Consider the following 20,181-nt stretch of genomic DNA (forward strand, 5'->3'; position numbering starts at 1 on the left):
GCCTGTCCACAAGCGCGGCGGGAATCGGCCGGTAGCGAGGATGAATCCCGTGCCCGAACTTGTCGGCAGGTTTCTCCCGTGGTTTATGCCGGGCATTCTCCACAGCCGATCGCTTCCGCCCGGATGAGCCGACTTCACCTCCATCTCGTATCCGATTCCACCGGCGAAACGCTGGAAATGGTGGCCAAGGCGGCGCTCGCGCAGTTCGACGATGCCGAGATCGTCCGCCATTTCTGGCCGATGGTGCGGTCGCGCCAGCATCTTTCGCGCATCCTGCCCGATCTCGCCGACAATCCGGGCCTCGTCCTGTTCACGCTGGTTAACCCGGAAACGCGCGCCACGCTGGAGGATCATTGCCGCCGGCTCGGCCTGCCCGCGGTGCCTGCGCTCGACGCGGTGACGGAGGCGCTGGAAAACCAGCTCGGCCAGGAAGCGCACGGGCGCCCCGGCCGTCAGCACGCGATGGACGAAGCCTATTTCCGCCGGGTCGAGGCGATCCAGTTCACCATCGCGCACGACGACGGCGTGGGATGGGAACGGTGGGAGGAAGCCGATATCGTGCTCGCGGGCGTCTCGCGCAGTTCGAAGACGCCGACCAGCATCTACCTCGCCAATCGCGGCTACCGGGTCGCCAACATCCCGCTGGTGGTGGAGAGCCCGCCGCCCCCGGCACTGTTTGCGCTGCGCCGCCCGCTGGTGGTGGGGCTGACGACCGCGCCCGAGCGGCTGGTGCAGATCCGCCGCAACCGCCTGCTGAGCCTGAACGAGGGCACAGAAACCTCCTATGTCGACAACGAGCGCGTGCGCGAGGAAGTGCAGTTCGCGCGGCGCATGTTCGCCGACAACGGCTGGCCGGTGATCGACGTCACCCGCCGCTCGATCGAGGAAACCGCCGCCGCCATCATCCGCCTGCTGAGCGAACGCGACGGTGCGAGCGAGACCTTGCTGGGATCGAAGCCGATATGATCGTCCTTGCTTCCAAAAGCGCCTCGCGCGCGGCGATGCTGGCGGCGGCGGGGGTCGCGTTCGAAGCGCGGCCCGCGGCGATCGACGAGCGCGCGCTCGAAGCGGATATGCAGGGCGCGCGGCCCGATCAGGTTGCGCTGGCACTTGCCGAGGCCAAGGCACTGGCGGTGCCCGATGCCGACAGCCCGGTGCTCGGCAGCGATTCGCTGGTCGTGATGGGTGACCGGCGGTTCGACAAGCCCGCCAGCCGCGAGCAAGCGGCCGAACACCTGCGTGCGTTTTCCGGGCGAACGATGCAACTCCATTCGGCGGCGGCGCTCGCGCGCGGTGGCGAGATCGCCTGGGGCCACGCGGCGCTAGCTACGCTGCAGGTGCGGGTGCTGTCGGACGCATTCATCGAAAGCTATCTCGACGCCGAATGGCCGGAAGTCGGCCATTGCGTCGGCGTGTTCCGCATCGAGGCGCTGGGCGTCCAGCTGTTCGAACGGATCGAGGGCGACCAGTTCACCGTGCTCGGCATGCCGCTGTTGCCCGTACTCGGCGCGCTGCGCGATCTGGGCGAGCTCCCGGCATGACAGCCTATGCCGAGGTGATCGGTGATCCGATCGCGCAGTCGAAATCGCCCGCGATCCATCGCTTCTGGATCGAGAAGCTCGGTCTCGACGCCGATTACCGCGCACATCGCGTGCCCGAGGGCGGACTCGCCGACTATCTCGAGGCGCGCCGGACAGACCTGGACTGGCGCGGATGCAATGTCACCATGCCGCACAAGCAGGCGATCATGCCGCTGCTCGATCGGTTCGAGCCACTCGCGCGGCAGGTCGGCGCGGTCAACACGGTGGTGCGCGAGGACGAAGCGCTGGTCGGCCGCAATACCGATGTTGCGGGCTTTCTCGAGCCCTTGGGCGGCACTCTTGGCGAACGGCACCTGTTCCGCATGGCGCGCGTGCTCGGCACGGGCGGCGCGGCGCGGGGGATCGTGGCCGGGCTGGTGCGGGAAGGCTTCACCATCGTGCTTGCGGGGCGCGATCCGGCCAAGGCGCGCGCGTTGCTGGAGGAGCTCGACCCCGACGGCGAGCACCACGCGGTCGCTCTCGTGCATTTCGCCGAACCGACCGAGTTCGCGTTCGACGACCGGCAGGGCTGCTGCGATCTCGTGGTCAACGCCAGCCCGCTCGGCATGCGCGGCCAGCCGCCGCTGGCGTTTGACTGGAGTCATGCGCCGCCGGGCTCTGTCGCCTACGATATCGTGACCGATCCTCTCCAAACGCGCTTCCTCGCCGATGCGCATGCGGCGGGCTTCGCGACGATAGACGGTCTGTCGATGCTGATCGGGCAAGCCGCCGCCGCATTCGAGCAGTTCTTCGGCGCGCCCGCCCCACGCGAACACGATGCCGAACTGCGCGACAGGCTCACGCGATGAGCCGACCACGCATCGTCGGCCTCACCGGCTCGATCGGCATGGGCAAGTCCACCGTCGCCGCGATGTTCGACCGAGCCGGTGTGCCCGTCTTCGATGCCGACGCCGAAGTGCGCGCGATGCAGGGGCCGGGCGGTTCGCTGGTGCCTGCGATCGAGGCGGCGTTTCCCGGCGCGACCGGCCCTGAGGGCGTGCTGCGCGACGAATTGGGCCAGCGCGTGTTCGGCGATGCGGCGGCACTGGCGCGGCTGGAGGCGATCGTCCACCCGGCGGTGGCGGCGCGGCGGCAGGACTTCCTGCGCGGCAATGCCAATGCGCCGTTGGTCGTGTTCGATATCCCGCTGCTGTTCGAGAAGGGCGGCAACGCTGCGGTCGACGCGGTCGTGGTCGTCTCCGCCCCCCCGGAAGTGCAGCGCGCGCGGGTGCTGGCGCGACCGGGTATGACGGCGGACAAGTTCGCCCGCATCCTCGCGCTGCAAACCCCCGATGCGGAAAAGCGCGAACGCGCCGATCATGTCATCGATACCGGCGCGGCGCTTGCCGAAACCGAGGCCGCCGTGCGCGATCTCGCGGCGCGGCTGGCAATGGGCTGAAAAGCGCCCGAGCGCGCCAAAAAACCACGCCGCGCCTCTTGTCACCCGCCCAGCGGAGTCCGATACATATAGCAATGCGCGAGATCGTATTCGATACCGAGACGACCGGACTCGACCCGTCCACCGGGGATCGCATGGTCGAGATCGGCTGCATCGAGATGGTCAACCGCGTGGCGACCGGCGAAAGCTTCCACGCCTATTTCAATCCCGAACGCGACATGCCTGCCGGCGCGGAGGCCGTGCACGGGCTTTCCGCCGCGTTCCTGTCCGACAAGCCGCTGTTCCGCGACACGGTTGCGGCATTGCTCGATTTCATCGGCGATTCGCCGCTCGTGGCGCATAACGCCGCGTTCGATTTCGGCTTCCTCAACGCCGAACTCGCCATCTGCGAGCGCGAGGCGGTGTGCCTGACGCGCATGGTCGACACCGTCGCCATCGCGCGCAAGCGGCACCCCGGAGCCAAGCTCTCGCTCGACGCGCTGTGCAGCCGCTACGGCGTCGATCGCAGTCACCGCGTGAAACACGGCGCGTTGCTCGACGCCGAGCTGCTCGCGCAAGTCTATGTCGAGCTGACCGGCGGGCGGCAGATTGGGCTGGAGCTGGCGGCGGAGACGGCGAGCGTGGACATTGCCGCTGCGCCGCGTCGCGCTCCGGCCGACCGCATTCCCCGCGCGCCGCGTCCGCATCTGGCGAGCGAGGAGGAACTTGCGCGCCACCGCGCGTTTATCGGCAGGATGACTACGCCGCTCTGGGGCGGCTGACGGGATCGGGGGGTCTCGCATCAACAATGGAGAATGACCCACGATGGATATTCGCGTCTCTGGCCACCAGGTTGAAACCGGCGCTGCGCTGCAGGATCATGCGTCCGAGCGACTGAACGGAATCGTCGAGAAATATTTCAACCGGGCGCTCACCTCGCAGGTGACGTTCGGCAAGGCTGCGGCAGGCGCGTTCGCCTGCGACATCGTGACGCATGTGATGCAAGGCATGATCGTGAAGGGCCATGCCGAGGCGCAGGACGCGCATCAGGCGTTCGACCGTGCGGCGGAAAAGGTCGACAAGCAGCTCCGCCGCTACAAGCGCCGCCTGCAGGATCGGCACAGCCAGTCCGCCCATGCTCAGCACGAGGAGGAGGCCGCCTACACGATCTTCGCCGCCGCCGACGAGAACGCCGAGGAGATCGAGGGCGACGACACGCCGATGATCGTGGCCGAAACCACCGCCGATGTGCCCGAGACCAGCGTCGCCGATGCGGTGATGATGCTCGACTTGCGCGACACCAACGCGATGTTCTTCAAAAACGCTGGCACCGGGCGGCATAATATGGTCTATCGCCGCCGCGATGGCTCGATCGGCTGGGTTGAGCCTCGTTGACGCTGCGGCGCCCGCGCGCCGAAATCCGCCGCATTGGCAGGGGCTTGCTCCGATCGGCTGCGCCGCGAAGGCGCGCCTGCGCGCCGATTGGCGGCACGCCCGACAGACCCAAGACTGGACGATGGACGCACATTTCAGACTGATTCCCGAAGCGATCGCGCTGAGCGACGCAAGCGACAAGGAAGCCGTACTCGCCCAGCTCGCGCAGCAGTTCGAGCGGGCTTACGGGTTCGCCGCTGCCGACGTGCGCGAGGCGCTGGACGAGCGCGAGAAGCTGGGCAGCACCGGCTTCGGGCGCGGGGTGGCGATTCCGCACGCGCGGCTTGCCGATACGAAGCGGCCGGTGGCGGCGTTGCTCAAGCTCGCCTCGCCGGTCGAGTTCGATGCGGCAGACGGGATGCCGGTCGAGCTGGTCTTCGGGCTGATCTCGCCGGAAAACGCCGGTGCGGCACATCTCCATGCCTTGGCCGCGATTTCGCGCCTGATGCGCGACGAGGCGACCCATCGCATGCTGGTCGAGGCGGCCGATGTCGAAGCGCTCGTCGCCTCGTTCACCAACGCGAACGATCTTGACGCCGCCTGACGACCGATCCGGCGTCGCATCGCCGGCCGCCGGCCCGCACCATCGCGCGCTCGAATCGCTTTACGGTTCGGCACCGGTCAACGCGCTGTTCGATTCGCGGCTCGAAATCGTGGACGAAGGACGCTCGCGGATCGAGTTCGTCGTCACCGAAGCGGCCTATCACGCGGCCGGCGCGGCGCACGGCACGATCTATTTCAAGATGCTCGACGACGCCGCGTTCTACGCCGCTAACACGCTGGTCACCGACCGCTTCCTGCTGACCACCTCGTTCAACCTGCACTTCACCAAGCCGGTGCGCGCGGGGAAAGTCGTGGCCGAAGGGCGCTGGGTCAGCGGCCGGCGGCGCGTGCTGGTGGCCGAGGCGCGGCTGATCGACGGCGAAGGCGACGAGATCGGGCGCGGCACCGGCACGTTCATGCGCTCGCGGATCGCGCTGTCGAGCCTGCCCGGCTATCGCTCTCACGGGGGCTGACCGTGAGCGATGGACGCCTTCCTGCGCACCTCGAAGTCGCGGCGATCCTGCGGCTTGCCGAATCGCAGGGGGGATTCGCTACGGTTATCGAAAAGGGTGAACGCGACGCCGGCACGATCCTCGTCGTAACGATGTTTCGTGGCGAGAACGCTGTGCTTTTCGAAAGGATGCCACAGAGCGACGGAACCCGCGCCTTCGTGCTCGCAAAATCGCAAGATACTGAAAATCAAATGGAATTTTCGGAATACCTCGAGCGGCGCAAGCGGCAGGATGGCGATATCTGGATTTTGGAGGTGGATGTCGCGGATGCGGAACGGTTCGTCGCATCCTTGCCGCGATAAGTTGACATGAAACCGCCGCAATCTATCTGGCGCGGCAACTACCGATGCGCAGGCGGCGCACGCGGCATTCGGCCGTGTCGTTAGCACGCAGACGGGGAACGGCCGGCAGGCCTGACAACTGGACCACTACCAACGCAAGCCAACGCGATCGGGTCCCAGCCTGCGACTGAGCACGTTCACCGCTCAAAGAACGATAATCGATGAGTCGCAAGACCCGCTTTGCCGCGTTCGCGGCGCTCGCCGCGATCACGAGTATTACGATCGTCAGTGCCGAAGGTTCCGGCGCCAACGCCCAGACGGGCGAGAACCCCCAGATTTCCGAGCCTGCGCTGACCGAAGAGGTCGTGCCGGTGTTCGTCGAAGAGGAAGTGGTTCAGCCGCTTCCCGAAGAATCCGAACAGACCATCCCCGATGCCGCGTCGCTGACCGAACTGGTCGCCGCGATGCCCGAGCGCGACACGCTCTCGGACGAGATGGAATGCCTCGCCGGCGCGGTCTATTTCGAATCGCGCGGAGAGCCGCTCACCGGCCAGTTGGCGGTGGCGCAGGTCGTCATCAATCGCGCCGATTCGGGCCTGTTTCCGTCCGATTACTGCGGCGTGGTCTATCAGCGCGCGCAGTTCTCGTTCGTGAAGGGCGGATCGATGCCGCATATCCGGCGCGGATCGGCGGCGTGGAAGCGCGCCAAGGCCGTCGCGCAAATCGCGCATGAAGGCCTGTGGGCGAGCAAGGCGGGCGATGCGCTCTATTTCCACGCCAAGCGCGTCAGCCCGCGCTGGCGGCACAGCAAGCAGGCGCGCGCCACGATCGACAGCCACATCTTCTACCGCTGATTGGATCTGCCGCCCATCGAAGGCGGTAGTCAGTCGCGCACTTCGACCCACACGGGCGCGTGGTCGCTCGCCTTCTCGCGCCCGCGGTATTCCTTGTCGACGCCCGCCGCGGTCATCCGGTCGGCGAGCTCGGGGCTCAGCAGCAGATGGTCGATGCGGAAGCCGTGGTCGCGCTGCCATGCGCCGGCCTGATAGTCCCAGAACGTCCACACCCCGCCACGCGGGTTGAGCGTGTCGATCGCGTCGGTCCACCCGTCTGCGAGCAGGCGGCGGTAGGCCGCACGCGATTCGGGCTGCATCAGCGCGTCGTTCGCCATCGCGGGCGGCGACCACACGTCCTTGTCCTCGGGAATGACGTTGAAATCGCCGACGACCGCGCAGGGGATTTCCAGTGCCCATAGGTCGGCCATGCGCGCGTGCAGCCGTTCCATCCACGCCAGCTTGTAAGCGAACTTGGGGCCGGGTTGCGGGTTGCCGTTGGGCAGGTAGAGGCACACGATCCGCACGCCGTTGACGTCGGCCTCCAGATAACGCGCGTGCTCGTCGTCGGGATCGCCGGGCAAGGTGCGCTGCGCTTCGACCGGTTCGACGCCATCGGCGAGGATCGCGACTCCGTTGAAACCCTTCTGCCCGTGCCAGATCGCCTTGTAGCCGATCTGTTCGAACTCGGCGGCGGGGAAGCCTTCGTCCTGGCTTTTGACCTCCTGCAGGCAGGCGACCGTGGGGCGCGTTTCCTCGAGCCATTCGATCAGGCGCGGTAGCCGCGCCTTGACCCCGTTGATGTTGAAGCTGGCGATTTTCATGGGCGCACCTTTGCCCCAAGCGCGCCTGCGGGTCTAACTCAAATCCCGAAGCTCGATCCGCAGCCGCATCCGGCGGCGGCGTTGGGATTCTCGACCCGGAACGCCGCGCCGCCCAGCGATTCGACGAAATCGACCGTGCTGCCCGTCACGAGATCGAGGCTGACCGGATCGACCACCAGCCGCACGCCGTCGGTCTCGCTCACCGCGTCGTCGGCCGCTGGCGCGCCGAGATCGAACTTGTACTGGAAGCCCGAACAGCCGCCGCCTTCCACCGATAGGCGCAGGATCGCGGGCTTTTCCTGCCGTTGCGCGATCCACGCGATGCGTTTCGCAGCGGCGGGGGTGAGGGTGAGCGTTTCGGCCATCGTCACGATATGGGGTGTGTTCGCCGCCCGCTCAAGCTCCGGATCAGGCCGTCGCGATGTAATCGCGCATGGCCGCGGCGTCGCGCTCGACCTCGTCGATCCGCGATTTGACCAGATCGCCGATCGAGATGAAGCCGCACATCGTCTGGCCGTCGACCACCGGCAGGTGGCGCACGCGCCGCCGGGTCATCAGTGCCAGCGCCTCGTCCACCTTGGTCGAGGGAGCGATGGTGATCGCGGGCGCAGTCATCACCTCGCCCACCGTGCGGTCGAGCGCGGCGCCGCCTTCCTTCGCCGTACAGTAGAGCACGTCGCGTTCGGAGAAGATGCCCGCGACCCGCCCGCCTTCGACCACCGGCAAGGCCCCGATTCGGCGATCGGCCAGCAGGGCCACCGCGTCGCGCACTTTCGTTCGCCCTTCGCAGCTCACGATGTCGGCGCTCGCGCGGCCGACGATCAGCCTGGCTATATCCATGGCTTCGACCTCCTTTGCGCGCGCAGGATGCCACGAAACGCCCGCCATTGCCAATCGCGCGCGAAAAGCCCACGTGAACGCGCATGGTGCCGCCCTCCCCGCTCGACGATCCCGACAAGGCCGCTTTCGCCTGGGCGCGCTACAAGCGGCTGATGCGGTTCATGGTCGGGGTGACGCTGGCGGTGGTCGCGCTGGTGCTCGGCTATCTCTACGTCAGCGGCAGCGCGCTCTCGATCCATTTCTACATCGCCACCGGGCTCGGCGTGGGCGCGGCGATGATGCTGACGGCGGCGCTGATGGGGCTGGTGTTTCTCTCCAGCGGCACGGGCCACGACGAGAGCGTGACCGACCTGACCGGCGGCGACGAGTGGGAGAGCTGAGCTAGCGCGCCGCGCGCAGGCGAAATTCCTCGACCGGCTCGCCGCCGATGAGGTGCTGCTGGATGATCCGTTCGAGCACCGCTTCGCTGCACGAATGATACCAGACCCGGTCGGGCCAGACGACCGCGACCGGCCCCGCTTCGCACACTTGCAGGCAATCGGCCTTGGTCCGCTGCACCGTCGATCCTGCGAGGCCGAGCTGCTTGAGGCGCTTCTTCAGGTATTTCCACGCGCGCTCGCCTTCCTCGCGGCGGCAGCATTTCTGCTTTTCCGACACCGCGCACAGGAAGATGTGCCGCTCGACCCGCTCGCCGCCGATCTTGTCGAGCGCCCGTTCGGCTTTCGCGAGATCGCCCGCCCGGCTCATTCCTCGCCCAGCCAGCGGTCGAGCCAGGCGAACACCGTTTCATGCCACTGGAGCGAGTTCTTCGCGCCCAGCACCCAGTGGTTCTCGTCCGGGAACACCAGCAGCTGCGCGGGCACATTGCGTTCCTGCAGCGCGGTGAACGCGCCGAGCGCCTGGGTATAGGGCACGCGGAAGTCCTTCTGACCGGTCACCACCAGCATCGGCGTCTTCCATTGGCCCACGTGATTGACCGGGTTCCATTTCTCGTAAAGCTTGGGATTCTGGGTGTACGATCCGCCGAAATCCCAGCGCGGAAACCACAGTTCCTCGGTCGCGTAATAGAAGCTGCGCATGTCGAACAGGCCGTCGTGCTGCACCAGGCAATCGAACCGGTCGGGCCATTTCCCGGCGATCCAGTTCATCATGTAGCCGCCGTAGCTCGCCCCCATCGCGCAGGCGCGCTTCCCGTCGATCTGCGGATCGAGCGCGAGCGCGGCGGCGAGGCCTTTCTGCAGGTCTTCGAGCGGCTTGCCGCCCCAGTCGCGGTTGATCGCATCGGTGAAGGCCTGCCCGTATCCGGTGGAGCCGTGGAAATCGACCGAGATCACCGCGTAGCCCTGGCTGGCGACCACGCGCGGGTTCCAGCGGGTGGACCAGGCATCGTTGAAGCTGCCCTGTGGCCCGCCGTGGACGTAGAGGATCGCGGGCATCTCGCCCTCCACCCCGTCAAGCTTGGTGATCTGCCCCCACACGGTGTCGCCGTTCGCGCCCGCGAAGCTGAACCGGCGGGTGACGATCGGCGCGAGCCGGCCGAGGCGCGAGCCCGCGATCTCGGTCAGCGGCATGGCCTGCTCCCAGCCCTGCGACACGAACAGTTCGGGCGGCGCGCCGATCGAATCGCGCGCGAACAGCAGCCGGTCGCCGGGCAATGGCGTGACGCTGCCGATGTGCGCTTCGTTACCCGCCATCAGATCGAGCTCGGTGACTTCGCCGGTCGCAGGGTCGATGCGGAAGGCCGGGGTGTCGAGCACGTCCTGTGCGGTGGCGACGATCCAGCGCGAATCGGGCGTCCAGGCGATCGAGCCGAACGAGCGGTCGAAGCCCTCGGTCAGCGCGCGTGTTTCGCCGGTCGCGAGGTTGCGCAGGTGGATGACCAGACGGTCGGCCTCGTACCGCGGCCGCTCCATTGCGGCATAGGCAAGCCACTTGCCGTCGGGCGACGGCGCGGGCAGCGTGTCGGTCGCTTCGTTGCCGTAGGTAAGGTTTATCGGCTCGCCGCCTTCGAGGCCGTTCCACCAGATATCGACATTGGTCGAGGTCGGCTCGGCCCGGTCGGACACGCGCGCGGCGAAATAGACGCCCGAGCCGTCGGGTGCCCAGGCGATCTCCTCGCCGCCGCCGAACGGCTTGGTCGGCGTGTCGCCAACCAGCGCGCCCTCGCCTGCCGGTCCGTCGAGCGGGATGCCCGCGCCGCTGGCCTTGCCGTTAGCGAGATCGAAGGCGAAGACGCGGCCGAAGGTCCCGGGCGTTTCCCACGTATCCCAGTGGCGCACGAAGCCGTCCGCCGCATCGTAGAGCCGGCCATCGCCCGGGCCGGGCGGATGGCTCTCGCCGTCCCCCTCGCAGCCGAACGTCGGGCATTCGCGCGCGATGTCGCCGTAGAGTGCGATCCTGCCGCCATCACGCGAGAGCGCGAAGCCGCTGACCGAAGCGCGCGTCTGCGTCACTTGCGCGGGCGTACCGGTCACGCCGCTGGCTCCGACGCGCGCGCGCCAGACCTGGGTGGAACCGCCCTCGCCCCGATCGGACAGGAAATAGAGCCACCCGTCGGGCCCGAATACCGCGCCGCTCGCGCTGCCGCCGAGATCGAGCGCCACCGCCCGCGCATCGGGCGCCCCCAGATCGCGGACGTAGAGCGTGCTGCTGCGCGTGTAGCTTGCCGGGTCGGTTTCGGTGACGGTGTAGGCCACCAGCCGGCCGTCGGGCGAGGTCGCCGGCGATCCGAGGCGGGGCATCGTCACCAGATCCTGCGCCGTCATCGGAGCGGTCGCTCGCGGTGCGGTTTCCTGGGCGAGCGAAGGGGCGGCGAACGCCAGCGCGGCGATGGCTGCGGCGAGGGAGGCGGCGGGGCCCGTGGTCTTTCTCATGCCTGCGGGCCTAGCGCGTCGCGCAGCGTCGCGAAAGGCGTTTGGCGCGCGGGTTCAGCCGCGCTTGCCGGCGATGCGCGCGATCTCGGCCTTGACCATCTTCTCGACCATTCCCGGCAGGTTCGTATCGAGCCATTCGGCGAGCATCGGGCGCAGCATCTCGCGCACCAGGCCTTCGAGCGAGGTTTCGCCCGAGCGGACGATCTGCGGCGGCGCGCCCGGTTCGGCCAGCATGGCGAGCGCGGCGAGGTTCTCGCGCAGCGACACACGCACGGCATCGGTGGTCAGCGGCGAATTTTCGTCGTCATCCGAATCGCCATGCGAATCGGCCGGCGCTTCCTCGACGAAATCGGCGGTGCCGAGATCGAGCACTTCCTCGGCTTCCTCCGCACTCGCGGGGTCGGGGGCGGCGACGCCTTCTTCCTCGCGGCGGCGGCGCGTTTCCAGCGCGATCGCGCGGTTGTCGCGCGCGATCACCTTCTTGATGGATTCGAGGATTTCCTCGACCGAAGCTTCGCCCTGCTGGCGCATCATTCCAGGCCCCCGATAGCGCCCGCGCGTCAGTAAGCCGGCGCGGCAGGCTGCGATTTCTGCGGCGGAATCTCCGCGTCCTGCGCCGGGATGTCAACGGTTCTCGTCGACTGGACGACCGGCGCGGGATCGTTCTCCCAGTCCCACCACTTGCCTTCGACGCGCTCGAAATTGAGCTGCGGATCGTAGAGCAGCCCGTCGCCGTCGAGCCCGAGGTCGCGCGCTTCGGCGCGGCCCATCGCGGCGAGCAGGCTGAACCCCGCGACGTAGGCGTTGCGCCGGGCGGTGACGAGCTCGACGCGCGCGTTGAGCAATTCCTGCTCGGCGTTAAGCACGTCGAGGATCGTGCGGTTGCCGATCGAGTTCTCCGCGCGCACGCCTTCCAGGCTGAGCTCGGCAGCGGACACCGCGCCTTGCGAGCTTTCGATGATCGCGAGCGAGGCCTGCCAGCTCGAATAGGCGGCGCGGACCTGCGCGATCACGTCGCGCTCGGCGGCGATCACCGTCTCGAGTGCCGAGGAGGCGCGCGCCTGCGCCTGCCTGCGCAAGGCGGCGGGGCGGCCACCTTGGAAGATCGGGATCGAGATCGACACGCCGGCTTGCGCTTCGCTCGATGTCTGCGAGGGATTGGTGTCCGGAAGCGTCGGGTCGGTGACTGCACCGCCCAGGGTTCCGAGGAAGTTGTTATATCCGTAACCTGTGAACAGCGAGACCCGCGGCAGGCGGCTCGAGCCGGCCACATCGATGTCATAACCGGCCGCATCCGCGAGTTCGCGTGCGGCGATCAGATCGGGATTGTCCTCGAGCGCGATATCGACCGCGATATTCGGACTGTCGGGCAGGCCGGGCAGCGGCGGCGGCGGCTGGAGATCGTCCGGCGCCTGCCCCACCAGTGAGACGTAGTTTTCACGCGCGGCGATCAGATTCGCCTGTGCCGAACGCAGGTCGCTCTGCGCGAGCGCGAGGCGCGATTCGGACTGTGCGACATCGGTGCGTGTCAGATCGCCGATCTCGAACCGGTCGCTGGTAGCCTGGAGATTGGTGGAAAGCACGTCGACCTGGTTCGCTGCCAAGCCGACCAGCGCCTGGTTGCCGATCACATCCATGTAAGCGGCGACGACCTGGCTGAAGATGGCCGACTCGGTCGCGCGCAGATCGGCCTGGCCAGCCTGCACCCGCTCTTCCGCGGCCCGCACGGCGTTCTTCACCGCGCCGCCCGAATAGATCGGCACGCTGAGATCGACATTGGCGTTGATCGCGCGCTCGGGCGTAGTGAAGCTCGTCGAACTTTGCTTGAGGAACTCGACATACTGCCCGGTCGCCGCGATGTCGGGTCGCCCGGCCGATTTCTCGATCGGTACGTTCTCGTCGTTGGCGCGCTGGTCGGCGCGCGCGGCCTGCAGCGTCGGATTGGCGCGGTAGGCCCCGGCCAGCGCCTCGCGCAGCGTGTCGGCCTGCGCGGGAACGGCAGCGATCGCCGCGCCGGCCAGCAGGGCCAGTTTAACGGCCCCCAGGTTCACGCCCCCCAGCTTCACGCCCCCCAGCTTCACGCCCCATCGCGCCATGCTCAGAAACTCCACCGCTTGGGTGCATCGAACCCCGGCAGACGCGGAATGCCCATTTCGGCGAGACGCCACCAGCCGATCCCGTCGCCGGCCGGCCGGCCGATCGCGAGCCGGGTGACGCCGTTCTCGATCAGCCCGGTCACTACCCGCGCGTTATCGGCGAGGCGCTTCGCCAGCGTGTCGGGAAACACCTCGACCGCGCCATCGACCAGGATCAGCGAGAACTTGCCGCGCAGCGAGCCGGTCGCCTCCTCGGGCGTGACGACCTTGACCGATCCGGCGAGCGGGGCGAGCAGTGCGGGCAGATACCCGCTGCCCCCGTCCACCATCAGCACGCTGTCGTCCGGGCCCGGACGCGCCTCGCGCAGCAGCGCGCCGTAGAATACCGGCGCTGCGATATAGCCGCCACCGTCGAGCGCGATCGCACGGTCCATGTAGGCGACGCCGCGCGCGGAGGGCGGCACGTGATCCTCGCGCGGAACGGTGCGCATCCGCTCGAGCACGAAGGTATCGCTGACACCGCTGGTGCGCAGCTGGCTGTCGATCATCGCGCGCCGGGCGGCGGCATGTTCGATCGCAGGCGTGCCGTCTGGGGCGGTGGGGGTTTCGGCAAGAGTCATGAGGGCCTCGGCGCGCTGTATTACACGCTTAACACAGTTGGTCAATCCTGCCTGGCTTTAGGCGTATCGACCGGTCGGGCCAAGCGCTTTGACGCTAGGCACCCCGCGCGCCTATGGGATGCGCCGTTCGATGGGAAGGAACCTGGCTTCGATGAGCGACTTCGACAACCGGCCACTGGTGGCGATCCGCGAGGCGGACCTGATCGACAGCGTGGCCGACGCGCTGCAATACATCTCGTATTATCACCCGATGGACTACATCCGCGCGCTGGGCGCCGCCTACGAGGCGGAGCAGGGCCCGGCCGCGAAGGACGCGATCGCCCAGATCCTGACCAACAGCCGCATGTGCGCCGAAGGCCACCGGCCGATCTGCCAGGACACCGGTATCGTCAACGTGTTCGTCAAATGGGGGCAGGATTGCCGCCTCGATTCGGCGCGCAGCCTGCAGGACGTGGTCGATGACGGCGTGCGCCGTGCCTACAACGATCCCGACAACACGCTGCGCGCCTCGATCCTCGCCGACCCCGCCTTCACCCGCCGCAACACGCGCGACAACACCCCGTGCGTGCTCTCGGTCGAGATGGTGCCAGGCGATACCGTCAGCATCGATGTCGCGGCCAAGGGCGGCGGCAGCGAGAACAAGTCGAAGTTCAAGATGATGAACCCGAGCGACGACATCGTCTCGTGGGTGATCGAACAGATACCGTCGATGGGCGCGGGTTGGTGCCCGCCGGGCATGCTGGGCATTGGCATCGGTGGCACCGCGGAACACTGCGTGAAGCTCGCCAAGCAGTCGCTGATGGAACCGATCGACATGGCCCAGCTCAAGCTGCGCGGGCCGCAAAGCGATATCGAGAGGCTGCGGATCGACATCTTCGACGCGGTCAACGCGCAGGGCGTCGGCGCGCAGGGGCTGGGCGGGCTTGCCACCGTGCTCGACGTCAAGATCCTCGACGCGCCGTGCCACGCGGCGGGCAAGCCGGTGGCCATGATTCCCAACTGCGCGGCCACGCGCCACGCGCACTTCACGCTCGACGGCTCGGGCCCCGCCTACCTCGAGCCGCCCAAGCTCGACGAATGGCCCGACGTGCACTGGCAGCCCGATTCCGCGGCGAAGCGGGTGAACCTCGATACGCTGACGAAGGAGGAGGTCGAAGGCTGGCAGCACGGCGACCGTCTGCTGCTGTCGGGGAAGATGCTCACCGGGCGCGATGCGGCGCACAAGCGGATCAAGGACATGCTCGAACGGGGCGAGGAGCTGCCGGTCGATTTCCGGGGCCGCGCGATCTACTACGTCGGCCCGGTCGATCCGGTGATGGGCGAGGTCGTCGGCCCGGCGGGCCCGACCACGGCCACGCGGATGGACAAGTTCACCGAGACGATGCTCGACCTCGGCCTGCTGGCGATGATCGGCAAGGCGGAGCGCGGGGCCGACGCAGTCGAGGTCATCAGCCGGTTCAAGGTCGCCTACCTGATGGCCACCGGCGGCGCCGCCTATCTGGTGGCGCGCGCGATCAAGGCGGCCAAAGTGGTCGGGTTCGAGGATCTGGGCATGGAGGCGATCTACGAATTCACCGTGGAGGACATGCCGGTGACCGTCGCCGTCGATGCGGCGGGCAACAACGTGCACACGCTCGCGCCTGCACAGTGGAAGGAGCGCATCACGCGCGAGAAGCTGCTCGCCTGAACCGCCCGAAACACGCTGCGCGCTTCGACGAAGCGCCGAGCGCTTCCGACGACCGCGATGGTCAGACGGGCGGGTTCGCGGCTAGAGCAGCAGGCTGAACATGGTAGAACCCGTCCCCCCGGAAGAGCGCGCACGCGTCCCGGCCGCCACTGTGCTGGCGTCGATGGTCGCGTTGTGGCTGTGCTATTTCCTGCTCACCACCGCGCGATCGTACATCGCCGGGTTCGACACGCAGATCGAGATGCTGTGGCGCCGCGGGCTGGTGACGGTGGTCGGGGTCGGGCTGACCGTGGCGCTGTGGGCCGTGCTCCGCCTGTTCGACAACCGCGCGCTGTGGGCCAAGATCCTCGCAGCGCTGCTGATCGCGCTGCCGCTCTCGATCCCGATCGCGCAGTTCAACCAGTGGATCTTCGCCGACCTGCAGCGAAAGGTCGATGAAAACTACGGCAAGGAATGGGGCATCAACGTGCGCCGCGACGAGGCGGGCAACCTGCTGATCGACATTCCGCCCGAACGGTTCCGCGATCTCACTGGTCTCGATGTCAGCCGCGGCACCGCGACGCACGACGTTCCGGGTTCGAGCGTGATGATCGCCCCTGCGCCGACCCCGCTCGACCAGTGGCGGCAGATCGTCGATATCGCGCTCGGCCGCTACTTCCTCCTGCTCGCTTGGGCTTCGCTCTATTTCGCGATGCTCGCGGGCGCGCAGGCGCGCGCGGCGGAGCGGCGCGAGGAGCGCTTCCGCAGCGCGGCCAAGGCGGCGGAGCTGCGCAGCTTGCGCTATCAGGTCAATCCGCACTTCCTGTTCAACACGCTCAACTCGCTGTCCTCGCTGGTGATGACGGGCAAGGCTGACCGGGCGGAAACGATGATCCAGTCGATCGCCGGGTTCTATCGCCACAGCCTGGCCGACGATCCCACCGGCGACATGCCGCTGGCCGACGAGTTCGAGCTCCAGCGTCAGTATCTCGCGATCGAGGCGGTGCGTTTTCCGCAGCGGCTGACGGCAGTGTTCGACCTGCCCGAAGCGCTCGCCGGGGCGCAGGTTCCGGGCATGATCCTCCAGCCGCTGGTGGAAAATTCGGTGCGCTACGCTGTCGCCCCGCACAAGCAGCCGGTGACCATCCGTGTCGCCGCGCGCGAGGACTACGGGCGGCTGGCGATCACCGTGGAAGACGACGGGCCGGGTACCTGCAAGCCGGGCGGTGCGGGTTTCGGCATCGGGCTCGCCAACGTCCGCGACCGGCTCCAGGCGCGCTTCGGCAAGGACGCGGTCATAACGTCCGGCCCGGTCGACGGCGGCTATCTGACGGAAATCCGCATCCCGCTGGTGACCCATGACTGAACAGACCGACAGCAAGCCGATGCGCACCCTGATCGTCGACGACGAACCGCTCGCGGTCGAACGCATGCAGGTGATTTGCGCGAAATTGCCCGAACTCGCCGTGGTCGGCACCGCGAGCGACGGTGCGGCCGCGTTGCGGCTGGTCGAGGCGCTGGAGCCAGACCTGATCCTGCTCGACATGACGATGCCAGAGGCGGACGGCCTGGCGGTGGCGCGCAAGCTGGCCGGACGCGAGCGCCGCCCGGCGGTGATCTTCGTCACCGCGCACGATCATTTCGCGGTCGAGGCGTTCGATCTCGATGCGGTGGACTACGTGCTCAAGCCCGTGGCGCACGATCGGCTGGCGCGCGCGATCGAGCGCGCGCTCTCGCGCCGCACGCGGCCGGCGCGCAGCGACAGTCGGTGGCTGGAGGAACTGTGGGTGCCGCACCGCTCCGAACTGCTGCGGGTCGAGGTCGCCCGGATCGACCGGATCGATGCCGAGCGCGACTACGTGCGGCTGCACCTGGGCGATCGGAGCTATCTGCTGCTGCAGACGATCGCGGGGCTGGAGGAGCGGCTCGATCCGGCCGAATTCATCCGCATCCACCGCTCGACGATCCTCAGGAAGGATCGCATTCGCGGGCTGCGCCACGATGGGCTGGGCGTGTGGTCGGCGGAACTCGAGGACGGCGAGGCGCTGCGCATCGGCCGCACCTATCTGCCCAAGGTCAAGGCGATGGCTGGGCGTTGAAGCCGGAGCCGACCGGACAAAGAAGTCGGCCCGGACCGGGGGACTGATCCGGTCCGAGCCGAGGCGGCAGCCGAGGTATGATTCAGCCGCCGACCCGCTGCTCGTCGACGACGGCAGCGAACTGGGCTTTCGCCTGTTTCATGGTTTCCGCGTAGCAGCGGCGCGAGTCTTCGGACGCCATCCGCGTGCCGGTGGTCCGTTTGTTCATTCCGCAGTACTTGCGCACCGCGCCGTCGATCCGCTGGTCGAGCGTTTTCTGGCCCTGCTCGGTCGAGAGGTCGAGATCGCGGTAGGTGATCGCGAGCGATTCGGCATGGGCCGGCACGGTCGTGCCGAGAGCGACCGCAGCCGCGAGGACGATAAGGGGGCGTTGCATCGTCAATTCCTCCATTTGCGGGCGCCTCTCGAGGGGGTTGGGGCGGAAGCAGCCCGCGAAGCAGGAAATAGCAGGGGCCGCAGCGGCGTTCATTCGCGCGTCGACCATGGCTCGCCAACCGTCGACAAACGTAATCGGAGGCGGACGGATGCATCGAACCGGCCGACGAACCGCATTTGGCAAACGACCGGCGCGAGTGCATGATGCGCCGATGGCGGTGATCCTCATCTTCCTCCTCGGGATCGGGAACTTCGCGCTGCACAAGGCGGTGCTCGAAAGCGGGCACCCGCTGCTCGGGCGCATGCCGTGGTTCGTCCATATGCTCGGCGGGCGCGTTACGCTGGTGACCGAGTTTCTCGTTTTGCTGGCCGCGATGTTGCTGGTCGCCAACGGCTGGCCGGCGGTTGCCTGGGCTTACCTGCTCTATACGGGGCTCAACCTCGCTTCGGCCTGGCTGATTCTCACCGGCCGGGTCTGACGCGGGAACGCTTGCGGCGCGCCGGGCTTTCGATTTCCATGACCGACAAGCGCGCCCTGTGGCTGGTGGCCAACCCGGCGAGCGGCAGCAACACGCCCGCCGCGATCGAAGCGCTCGAGAGCTGCTGCGGCGATCACGGCTTCGCGCTCGAACGCCGCGTGGCCTTTCCCGACGAGCCGCTGCCCGATGCCGGCGCGCTCGAGGCGGCGGGTGTCGAAACGCTCGCGGTCTACGCCGGCGACGGTACGATCAACGCCACGGTGACCGGGCTCTACGGCTGGGGCGGCGCGATCATGGTGCTGCCGGGCGGTACGATGAACCTGCTCGCCAAACGGCTGCACGGCGATGCGCCGACCGACGAGATCGTGGAGCGGGTCGGCGCGGGCGCGGCGCGCAAGGTGCGGCCGCAGGTTGCGCGCACGGCCTACGGCGACGCGCTCGCCGGGCTGCTCGCCGGGCCGGGCACGAGTTGGTACGCGGTGCGCGAGGCGATGCGCGATGCCGACATCGCGGCGATGGCCGACAGCGCGGGAGAAGCGTTCGCCGAAACCACCGGCGGATCGATGCTGTGCTGCGCCGATCCGCGGGTCGGGCGCGACGAGGGCTATCCGCTGCTCGAGATCACGCCGGGTGCCTGGGGCATGCAGCTCGACGCCTACTATGCCGAGAACGCGGGCGAATTCCTGCAGCAGGGCTGGGCGCTGCTGCGCCGCCAGTTCCGCGACGGCCCGCACGATCGGCTGGGGCTGCTCGACCGGATCGAAGTCGCCGACCGCGATGGCCAGCCGGTCGGCCTGTTGATCGACGGCGAACCGGCCCAGGGCGGCGCGCGCGAGGAATTCACCGTGGCCGCGTGCGAGGTCGATCTGCTAGCGACGCAGAATGGCTGCTGATCCCACGCTTCTCTTCCACCTCAGCGATATCCACTTCGGGCTCGAGGACAACGCCGCGCTCGACTGGGTGAAGCAGGAGATCGCCGAGCAGCGCCCGGCGGCGGTGGCGATCACCGGCGACCTGACGATGCGCGCCCGCACGCGCGAATTCGACGCGGCATGCCATTGGATCCAGTCGCTCGACGTGCCCGTCACGGTCGAGGTCGGCAATCACGACCTGCCCTATTTCAACCTCGCCGAGCGATTCCTGCATCCCTACCGCCGCATTCGCGGTATCGCGGACAAGGTGGAGCGCGAGATCGACCTGCCCGGCATCGCCATCGTCCCGCTGAAGACGGCGGTGCGGATGCAGCCGCGCTTCAACTGGTCGAAAGGCTGGGTCAGCCCGCGCGCGCTGCGCAAATGCCTCGCCGCGATCGACGCGCTGCCCGAAGGCACGCAGGCGCTGGTCACCTGTCACCACCCGCTGCGCGAGGTCGGCACCGCGGGCACCGCGCTGACGCGCCACGGGAGCAAGGCGCTGGCCGAACTGGCGAAGCGGCCGGTGCTGGCGGTGCTCTCCGGCCACGTCCACGACGCGTTCGATATCGTCGAAGATACGAAGAACGGCCCGGTGCGGATGATCGGCGCGGGCACTCTGTCGAAGCGCACCCGATCGACGCCGCCGAGCTTCAACGAACTGACGTGGGACGGCGCGACCCTGAAGGTGCGGGTGCGCAACCTCGAACAGGTGCGCACGCGCGACATGCAGATCGACGACGTCCCCGAGGATGCGATGCCCCCGCGCCAGCCCGGCGAGCCGGTCGCGCCGGTGGGCCAGATCCCGCGCACCGACCCGCCCGTGCACTGACCGGG

26 protein-coding genes are annotated in these 20,181 nt (G+C 68.0%); 17 read left to right on the forward strand and 9 right to left on the reverse strand.

The genetic code is table 11. The features are described from left to right. The first annotated feature begins 123 nt into the window (after window positions 1-123). The 10 genes from ACE3QC_RS08570 (at window position 124) to ACE3QC_RS08615 (ending at window position 6,582) form a co-directional block, all read left to right on the forward strand. Window positions 124-966, forward strand: a complete 843-nt coding sequence (locus ACE3QC_RS08570) for a pyruvate, water dikinase regulatory protein (RefSeq protein ID WP_374407244.1) — start codon at window positions 124-126, stop codon at window positions 964-966. Continuing rightward, the gene (locus ACE3QC_RS08575; RefSeq protein WP_374407246.1) at window positions 963-1,541 is read left to right on the forward strand and encodes a Maf family protein; all 579 of its coding nucleotides are present in this window, start codon (window positions 963-965) and stop codon (window positions 1,539-1,541) included. The genes ACE3QC_RS08570 and ACE3QC_RS08575 overlap by 4 nt, the downstream gene beginning before the upstream one ends. Further along, a complete protein-coding gene (locus ACE3QC_RS08580) occupies window positions 1,538-2,389 on the forward strand; it encodes a shikimate dehydrogenase (protein WP_374407248.1) in 852 nt (283 codons plus the stop codon). Before ACE3QC_RS08575 ends, ACE3QC_RS08580 begins: the two co-directional genes overlap by 4 nt. Then, on the forward strand, window positions 2,386-2,979 hold the full coding sequence (gene coaE / locus ACE3QC_RS08585) for a dephospho-CoA kinase (protein ID WP_374407250.1): 594 nt from the start codon (window positions 2,386-2,388) through the stop codon (window positions 2,977-2,979). The genes ACE3QC_RS08580 and coaE overlap by 4 nt, the downstream gene beginning before the upstream one ends. 74 nt (window positions 2,980-3,053) lie before the next feature. After that, window positions 3,054-3,740, forward strand: coding sequence for a DNA polymerase III subunit epsilon (gene dnaQ / locus ACE3QC_RS08590; RefSeq protein WP_374407252.1), 687 nt, complete (start codon window positions 3,054-3,056; stop codon window positions 3,738-3,740). A 43-nt stretch (window positions 3,741-3,783) separates the two neighbouring features. Further along, window positions 3,784-4,353, forward strand: a complete 570-nt coding sequence (hpf, locus tag ACE3QC_RS08595) for a ribosome hibernation-promoting factor, HPF/YfiA family (protein ID WP_374407254.1) — start codon at window positions 3,784-3,786, stop codon at window positions 4,351-4,353. A 121-nt stretch (window positions 4,354-4,474) separates the two neighbouring features. Beyond that, window positions 4,475-4,936, forward strand: coding sequence for a PTS sugar transporter subunit IIA (locus tag ACE3QC_RS08600; protein WP_374407256.1), 462 nt, complete (start codon window positions 4,475-4,477; stop codon window positions 4,934-4,936). Next, window positions 4,923-5,408 (forward strand): PaaI family thioesterase, encoded by a 486-nt coding sequence (locus tag ACE3QC_RS08605; RefSeq protein WP_374407258.1) that lies wholly within the window; start codon window positions 4,923-4,925, stop codon window positions 5,406-5,408. Before ACE3QC_RS08600 ends, ACE3QC_RS08605 begins: the two co-directional genes overlap by 14 nt. A 2-nt stretch (window positions 5,409-5,410) precedes the next feature. Beyond that, on the forward strand, window positions 5,411-5,749 hold the full coding sequence (locus tag ACE3QC_RS08610; protein ID WP_374407260.1) for a DUF1491 family protein: 339 nt from the start codon (window positions 5,411-5,413) through the stop codon (window positions 5,747-5,749). A gap of 200 nt (window positions 5,750-5,949) precedes the next feature. Next, window positions 5,950-6,582: a cell wall hydrolase gene (locus tag ACE3QC_RS08615; protein ID WP_374407262.1), complete on the forward strand. Its 633-nt coding sequence runs from the start codon at window positions 5,950-5,952 to the stop codon at window positions 6,580-6,582. 29 nt (window positions 6,583-6,611) lie between these two features. On the opposite strand, the gene xth is transcribed toward ACE3QC_RS08615, so the two are convergent. From xth to ACE3QC_RS08630, 3 genes are read right to left on the reverse strand one after another with little or no spacing between them, the layout of a single operon-like run. Next, window positions 6,612-7,385, reverse strand: coding sequence for an exodeoxyribonuclease III (gene xth / locus ACE3QC_RS08620; RefSeq protein WP_374407264.1), 774 nt, complete (start codon window positions 7,383-7,385; stop codon window positions 6,612-6,614). A 38-nt stretch (window positions 7,386-7,423) separates the two neighbouring features. Beyond that, window positions 7,424-7,750, reverse strand: a complete 327-nt coding sequence (locus ACE3QC_RS08625) for a HesB/IscA family protein (RefSeq protein WP_374407266.1) — start codon at window positions 7,748-7,750, stop codon at window positions 7,424-7,426. Window positions 7,751-7,793: 43 nt separating this feature from the next. Next, window positions 7,794-8,225 carry a CBS domain-containing protein gene (locus ACE3QC_RS08630; RefSeq protein ID WP_374407268.1) on the reverse strand — a complete coding sequence of 144 codons (432 nt, stop codon included), beginning with the start codon at window positions 8,223-8,225 and terminating at the stop codon, window positions 7,794-7,796. A gap of 83 nt (window positions 8,226-8,308) precedes the next feature. Between ACE3QC_RS08630 and ACE3QC_RS08635 the strand changes: the two genes are divergently transcribed. Continuing rightward, the gene (locus tag ACE3QC_RS08635) at window positions 8,309-8,605 is read left to right on the forward strand and encodes a hypothetical protein (protein WP_374407270.1); all 297 of its coding nucleotides are present in this window, start codon (window positions 8,309-8,311) and stop codon (window positions 8,603-8,605) included. 1 nt (window position 8,606) lies between these two features. Here ACE3QC_RS08635 and ACE3QC_RS08640 read toward each other — a convergent pair whose 3' ends face one another. The 5 genes from ACE3QC_RS08640 to ACE3QC_RS08660 are packed head-to-tail and all read right to left on the reverse strand — an operon-like array spanning window position 8,607 to window position 13,814. Beyond that, on the reverse strand, window positions 8,607-8,972 hold the full coding sequence (locus ACE3QC_RS08640; protein WP_374407272.1) for a ferredoxin: 366 nt from the start codon (window positions 8,970-8,972) through the stop codon (window positions 8,607-8,609). After that, window positions 8,969-11,098: an LpqB family beta-propeller domain-containing protein gene (locus ACE3QC_RS08645; protein WP_374407274.1), complete on the reverse strand. Its 2,130-nt coding sequence runs from the start codon at window positions 11,096-11,098 to the stop codon at window positions 8,969-8,971. Before ACE3QC_RS08645 ends, ACE3QC_RS08640 begins: the two co-directional genes overlap by 4 nt. Before the next feature lie 54 nt (window positions 11,099-11,152). Beyond that, window positions 11,153-11,629 (reverse strand): DUF2497 domain-containing protein, encoded by a 477-nt coding sequence (locus tag ACE3QC_RS08650; RefSeq protein WP_374408040.1) that lies wholly within the window; start codon window positions 11,627-11,629, stop codon window positions 11,153-11,155. A gap of 29 nt (window positions 11,630-11,658) precedes the next feature. Then, window positions 11,659-13,194 (reverse strand): TolC family outer membrane protein, encoded by a 1,536-nt coding sequence (locus ACE3QC_RS08655; RefSeq protein ID WP_374407276.1) that lies wholly within the window; start codon window positions 13,192-13,194, stop codon window positions 11,659-11,661. Window positions 13,195-13,196: 2 nt separating this feature from the next. Continuing rightward, window positions 13,197-13,814: a protein-L-isoaspartate O-methyltransferase gene (locus ACE3QC_RS08660; RefSeq protein WP_374407277.1), complete on the reverse strand. Its 618-nt coding sequence runs from the start codon at window positions 13,812-13,814 to the stop codon at window positions 13,197-13,199. Window positions 13,815-13,965: 151 nt separating this feature from the next. Between ACE3QC_RS08660 and ACE3QC_RS08665 the strand changes: the two genes are divergently transcribed. The 3 genes from ACE3QC_RS08665 (at window position 13,966) to ACE3QC_RS08675 (ending at window position 17,579) form a co-directional block, all read left to right on the forward strand. Further along, window positions 13,966-15,501: a fumarate hydratase gene (locus ACE3QC_RS08665; protein ID WP_374407279.1), complete on the forward strand. Its 1,536-nt coding sequence runs from the start codon at window positions 13,966-13,968 to the stop codon at window positions 15,499-15,501. A gap of 100 nt (window positions 15,502-15,601) precedes the next feature. Beyond that, complete coding sequence (locus ACE3QC_RS08670; RefSeq protein WP_374407281.1) at window positions 15,602-16,846, forward strand: sensor histidine kinase; 1,245 nt, start codon at window positions 15,602-15,604, stop codon at window positions 16,844-16,846. Beyond that, window positions 16,839-17,579 (forward strand): LytR/AlgR family response regulator transcription factor, encoded by a 741-nt coding sequence (locus ACE3QC_RS08675; protein ID WP_374407283.1) that lies wholly within the window; start codon window positions 16,839-16,841, stop codon window positions 17,577-17,579. Before ACE3QC_RS08670 ends, ACE3QC_RS08675 begins: the two co-directional genes overlap by 8 nt. An 82-nt stretch (window positions 17,580-17,661) precedes the next feature. Here ACE3QC_RS08675 and ACE3QC_RS08680 read toward each other — a convergent pair whose 3' ends face one another. Further along, window positions 17,662-17,955 carry a UrcA family protein gene (locus ACE3QC_RS08680; RefSeq protein WP_374407285.1) on the reverse strand — a complete coding sequence of 98 codons (294 nt, stop codon included), beginning with the start codon at window positions 17,953-17,955 and terminating at the stop codon, window positions 17,662-17,664. 211 nt (window positions 17,956-18,166) lie between these two features. Between ACE3QC_RS08680 and ACE3QC_RS08685 the strand changes: the two genes are divergently transcribed. The 3 genes from ACE3QC_RS08685 to ACE3QC_RS08695 are packed head-to-tail and all read left to right on the forward strand — an operon-like array spanning window position 18,167 to window position 20,176. Beyond that, window positions 18,167-18,433: a hypothetical protein gene (locus ACE3QC_RS08685; protein ID WP_374407287.1), complete on the forward strand. Its 267-nt coding sequence runs from the start codon at window positions 18,167-18,169 to the stop codon at window positions 18,431-18,433. Between the two features lie 38 nt (window positions 18,434-18,471). Next, window positions 18,472-19,326, forward strand: coding sequence for a diacylglycerol kinase family protein (locus tag ACE3QC_RS08690; RefSeq protein WP_374407288.1), 855 nt, complete (start codon window positions 18,472-18,474; stop codon window positions 19,324-19,326). Continuing rightward, entirely contained in the window at window positions 19,316-20,176 is an 861-nt protein-coding gene (locus ACE3QC_RS08695; RefSeq protein WP_374407290.1) for a metallophosphoesterase, read from the forward strand. Before ACE3QC_RS08690 ends, ACE3QC_RS08695 begins: the two co-directional genes overlap by 11 nt. Window positions 20,177-20,181 lie beyond the last annotated feature (5 nt).

The organism is Pelagerythrobacter sp., assembly GCF_041912895.1.
Classification (GTDB): Bacteria; Pseudomonadota; Alphaproteobacteria; order Sphingomonadales; family Sphingomonadaceae; genus Pelagerythrobacter.